Annotated in this window: 4 protein-coding genes; all 4 read right to left on the bottom strand. The window is 56.0% G+C overall.

Translation table 11 applies throughout. From position 1 onward, the window contains the following. A partial coding sequence (locus WM40_RS25625; RefSeq protein WP_052738542.1) for a GntR family transcriptional regulator occupies nucleotides 1-1,151 on the bottom strand: 1,151 nt, incomplete at its 3' end. Beyond that, a complete protein-coding gene (locus tag WM40_RS25620) occupies nucleotides 1,148-2,395 on the bottom strand; it encodes an MFS transporter (protein WP_024906058.1) in 1,248 nt (415 codons plus the stop codon). The genes WM40_RS25625 and WM40_RS25620, both read right to left, overlap by 4 nt. A 64-nt stretch (nucleotides 2,396-2,459) precedes the next feature. Beyond that, a complete protein-coding gene (locus WM40_RS25615; protein ID WP_024906059.1) occupies nucleotides 2,460-2,867 on the bottom strand; it encodes a nuclear transport factor 2 family protein in 408 nt (135 codons plus the stop codon). Nucleotides 2,868-2,885: 18 nt separating this feature from the next. Next, the gene (locus tag WM40_RS25610) at nucleotides 2,886-4,367 is read right to left on the bottom strand and encodes a carotenoid oxygenase family protein (protein WP_024906060.1); all 1,482 of its coding nucleotides are present in this window, start codon (nucleotides 4,365-4,367) and stop codon (nucleotides 2,886-2,888) included. Between the last annotated feature and the right edge of the window lie 298 nt (nucleotides 4,368-4,665).

Genomic DNA, 4,665 nt, shown 5'->3' with positions numbered 1-4,665 from the left:
AGCGCCACGCGGTCTTCCGCGCTGGCGTGCTCTGCAGCCCAGCCGGCGCACTCGATGCTCAACGCGTGAAAGACACGCTCGCCATCCAATTCATCAACTGCATGTGCAAGGAAGAACGCGGCAATAAGCTTGCTTAACGGCGCAGTGCTGGGTAGTCGCGTTACGAGTCCGTGTCCTCTGCCCGGCAACGCGGTTGCCGTTTCCGCATCCTCCATGAGGCGGATTGCCTGACGAATAATACTTTTATCAACCCCATACTCGCCCGCCAGATCGAATTCGTTGCCGAGCAGATGCCCCCGCGACCATCTGCTCGGCTGCGTTGCCGACATCAGTTCATGCACCACCTGCATTGCTTGGTTTTTGAAGTAATCTCCTTGGGGTAATTGGGGAGGCAAGAACTCACGTTCGCTTGGCATCGCCTCAAGACGCGCGATTGCTGACGGAAGGAGGTCGTTTCTCAACCAACCCACAAGCAACGCTTCCACGTCCTGTGAAGCCGTGATTTCTCGCAGTCGCTGCATTGTTGACTGGCCGAGGAGATCGGCCGCATCCTGCGGAAGTAGAGACTCTACACATGTCCCGAAAAGTGTCAGCACCGTGCTCTGCGAGCACGCTATCAGCGCTTTCCCAAGGTCGCGCATGCTGACACTAGCCTGGCCGCACCATTGAGCAAGTTGGACCCTGAGATTCACCCTGTTCAGCGCATTGGCTCCGAGGATGAGTTGTATCGCGACAGAGCCAAGGATGGTCCACATCTCCAGGACACGGACACGCTGGAGACTCGTAACGTAGGCATAGCCGGCCAGCCGACCGAGGAGGTCTTCGAGGCGCGGGCGGACAACTTCAAGACCACCATGAGGGCCGCGGCGCATCTTGGCGTGATCGCGCCCTTCGAGCAGTCGCACCACCTCACGGAGGACGTCACGACCCACACCGTAACGTTCTGCCAGTGCGGCCTCTCCACCGAAATTGCGGCCGGTAGGCCAGCCCTCACGCAGAAACTCGTCTTCTATATGGTCAGCAATGAGCAGAGGGCGTTTATTGAGCGGCTCGCTTCCGGTCACGCTTCTTACCAATTTCGCTAGTTGTGCGTCATAATCGGCGGAAGCGGCTTGTTCATCTTCCTTCCCCTTTGGCAGGTCCCGTTTCATTGGTGGCTCCCTAACGGCACAGTCTGTACTGGCGTTTGTTCGTCCTGCTTTGCCGTCGCAACGCGCAATCGATCAAGTAGACCAATGCAACACGTGGAGACGACGACTGCTCCAGCTACGAAGAACAACGGAATCGTGTATCCGCCCGTTCGGTCGATGCAGAGACCAATCAGAACAGGCGCAAGGCCGATGGCGATCATGGTCAGCCCAAGGAGTATCCCGAAAATTTCCGCTGAACGCTTCAATCCGAAAAATCTCGTAAGCAGAAAAGGCGTGAGTGCCGATGTTGCACTCATTCCCGCACCGAGAATAGCCGCACCCAGCACGATCACTGGAACAGATGTCGTGGCTGCCATTATGGCGAGGCCTAAAAGAGGTATCGCGAAAAACAGTTTGACAATACGCAGGCTACTGGATTTGTCGACGAATGAAGCGGAGAGCAGTGCGCCGGCCACACCGGATAAAAACAATACGGACACGACGGCTGACGCTCTTTCGGGTGAAATCGAGCGGCTCGTCAGCCAACCCACGACGTGGACGCTAAATCCGATCAGAGAGCCCGACAAGAGACAATTGGCAATGACAAGTAGCCAGAAAGTGCAAGTTTTTGCGGCATGTGAGGACGCCTCCGTCGTGATCGGCGAAAGCGGTTTGATGGGAGCGGCCGCTGGATTCGTCCGCAACGAGGTTAGGCTGGCGGCAACTCCAACGAAGAGAACGATCCCGGCCAGAATCTGATATGTCTCGCGCCAACCGAACCCCATGATCAACTTTTGTACGGTAGGCGCGACTATCGCTTGGGCGCACATCGGGGTCACGGAAAGCACCACACTCAGGGCGAGTGCGCGGTGGCGATCGTACCAGGATGACACCAAGGCGACGAAAGAAGGCGGACCAGCTAACGATGCGCCCACCCCAAGGCTGAGCGCGGCCGCCCAGAAAAAAGTGTCGGTGCCGCGCATGAACGAGAGCAGCGCCATGCATAGTGCGATCAACGTCAACCCTATTGAGACAGGCCAGCGGACACCAATCCGGTCGATTAGGTAGCCGGTAAACGGCATCAGAAGAGCAGCGCAAACGGATGAAATGGTGATGACTTGCGAAAAAACAGCGTGCCCCCAACCCATCTCGCGAGAAACCGGCCCTAAGAATACCGGGAACGAGCCCATAAAGATTGCTGACATGTCGAGTGCCATACATAGCACCGCAGCGACCGTAACTTGCAACCGATTAGGACCGGTCATTTGTCTCCTCCTGTAGGCCTGCGGCCTTTTTTTAAAGTAAAGCTAAGCTACCTATGGCGGAAAGCTATTCCTTCAAAGCGCCGTCCCAATGCTCGGCCAGTTTCCCATCTTCGATGCGCCACATATCAAACCAATATGTACGGTAGGTTTTAGACGAATCCGACGGATCAGGAAGATCGCGCGGCAGCACCATCACGATGCGGTCGCCTTCGACGACAAACATTGGGGGATCACTAGCGGGGCGCATTGACTTGCGAGCACGCTCCGCTTCTTCTGAGCGCGTAAAATCGATAATTGCGTCTACACCAGAAGGGATGTTTGGGTTGTGCTGAATGTAGCTTTCTGTCAGATAGCGGCGCGCCTGCTCGGACGAGTTGGGGTCGAGCAGCAGGTCCATGACTTTCAGCACCAGCTTACAAGCCTCGCCGCGATCAAGCATTGTGGATGGTTGCACGGTTTCAATTCCTTTCATGACGGTTTAAATTCTTTCTCAGGACCAAGCAGGTACAGACGCGCCATCAATCCACGTCGAGTGGATACCAAGACGCATGCGCAGCGGAATTTTGATCCGAGCGATTGGGCCCGCATCGAGCGCCAAGCTGTTCAGTACCAATAGTTCACTTCGCCGCTCAAGGGGGTAATTCAATATGGCAATCAGGAATCCATCCCCTTCCTCTGCTTCGGCGGACCGGGGGAAGAAAACGGGATCCTGGAAAGTGGCCGCAGGTCCGGGATAATAGGAGTCTTGTGAGCCCGTCTCGAGGTCGAAACGGGTCAACTGATTGAACATGACGGGCATTGGTCGACCATTTTTGTCAGTCGTAAGCTTGCTCCGATCCAGCGTTGGCACAAAGACGTAGCGATGTCGCTGAAGTTCCCATCGGGGGTCAATGTGCGGGCCTTCCCCATTGACGCTCGCGAGCACTGTCCTCTCTCCCAATTCTTCGCTTAAAGCGTGATAGTCAATCGCCCACCGCACGAGCGATATGTCGACACTTCCAGGGGGCGGCGTCTTTCCGTGCCGGTCCGAAATCACGGGCGCGAAACCGTTACCGTTCGCCTCGAGTACGTCGAACATGATGCGCCCGTCTTCCTCGAAGGCATTGACGGTATGCCCGGTGAAACCTGGCGGGGCGCGAAACCAGCGCACGTCACTGGCGGAACCGCGCCTCGGAAGAACGCCAAAGATCTGGGGCATGTCTGGATCGTAGACGAAATGAGGTCCCCCTGCTTTCAAACGTTCAAGGTCGCTCGTCACTGGCATGATCGGTAGGATCGTGTAATTAGGTGTAATCGCACAATCGTGAATCATCGCTGAAACGGGCGCTTCGAACCATGCTTCGTGTTCGACGCTGCCATCCTTACCGATAACGTAATATACGATGTCGCGGGTGGTTTCGCCTCTTGCGGCATACCCGTAACCAATCAGTTGGCCGCTTTTAGAGTCGATTTTGGGATGGGCCGTGAACGTCTGGCTGGTAATGGAGCCGCCTGCGGTACACACGCCTCGCGTTTCGAGGGTGACGGGATCAATTTCGTGTGGTAAACCGTCCTCCTTCGCTGCAAAAAGCTTGCCGGCATGGAAGAACAAGGCGGTGTTTGCCGTGGTCCGGCTTTTGCCTTTTACGGAAGAATCATCTGAAAATGGATCGCGATAGTTGCCGAATAATGATCTCCTCGCCTTGCGCTCCAGCAAGAAGCGTTCGGTACGAACAAAACGAGTGCGATAGTCGACGTATCCGTCTTTGAATCGGAACGCGCGGACGGTACCGTCGCCGCCTGCGGCAACGGTCATCAGGTGTAGATTTTCGACCGCAGGCGGGAAAACTTGGTCTGGGACGGCCTGCACCAGAAGACCGTCGATCTCGGGTGGAATGGCACCCTCTACGATTTCAAGGTCGTAAACCTCGCCTTCGAAGCGGCAAGGCTCATCTATCCCGTCGGTCATAACCGGGGGGAAGGCTTTTGTCATACTAACGCTCCTCCTATTATTGACGCTAAAAAACATACGTCTCTCATAAAGATACGCGGGAGGCAACTTTAAACTAGACGGCGAATCGGCGGTCACTGACCCAAGCGGTTATCCGTCGTCTTGTTTTCTCCGTCCGATTACCCCACTCTGCGGGCAACCGGAGACAATCAAGGGGCAGATCTTGCACTCGATCGATTTATCAAGCGGAATTTCGCAGCCGCTTCGTGCTGCTGCGGTGCAATTTTTGCACGACCGCCTAGGGAAGCCGGGGGGCGAAACGTTCCGCCTGGCTCGTTGG

The sequence above is a fragment of the Robbsia andropogonis genome, assembly GCF_000970345.1.
Classification (GTDB): Bacteria; Pseudomonadota; Gammaproteobacteria; order Burkholderiales; family Burkholderiaceae; genus Robbsia; species Robbsia andropogonis.
This window is presented reverse-complemented; position numbering and strand designations above follow the sequence as displayed.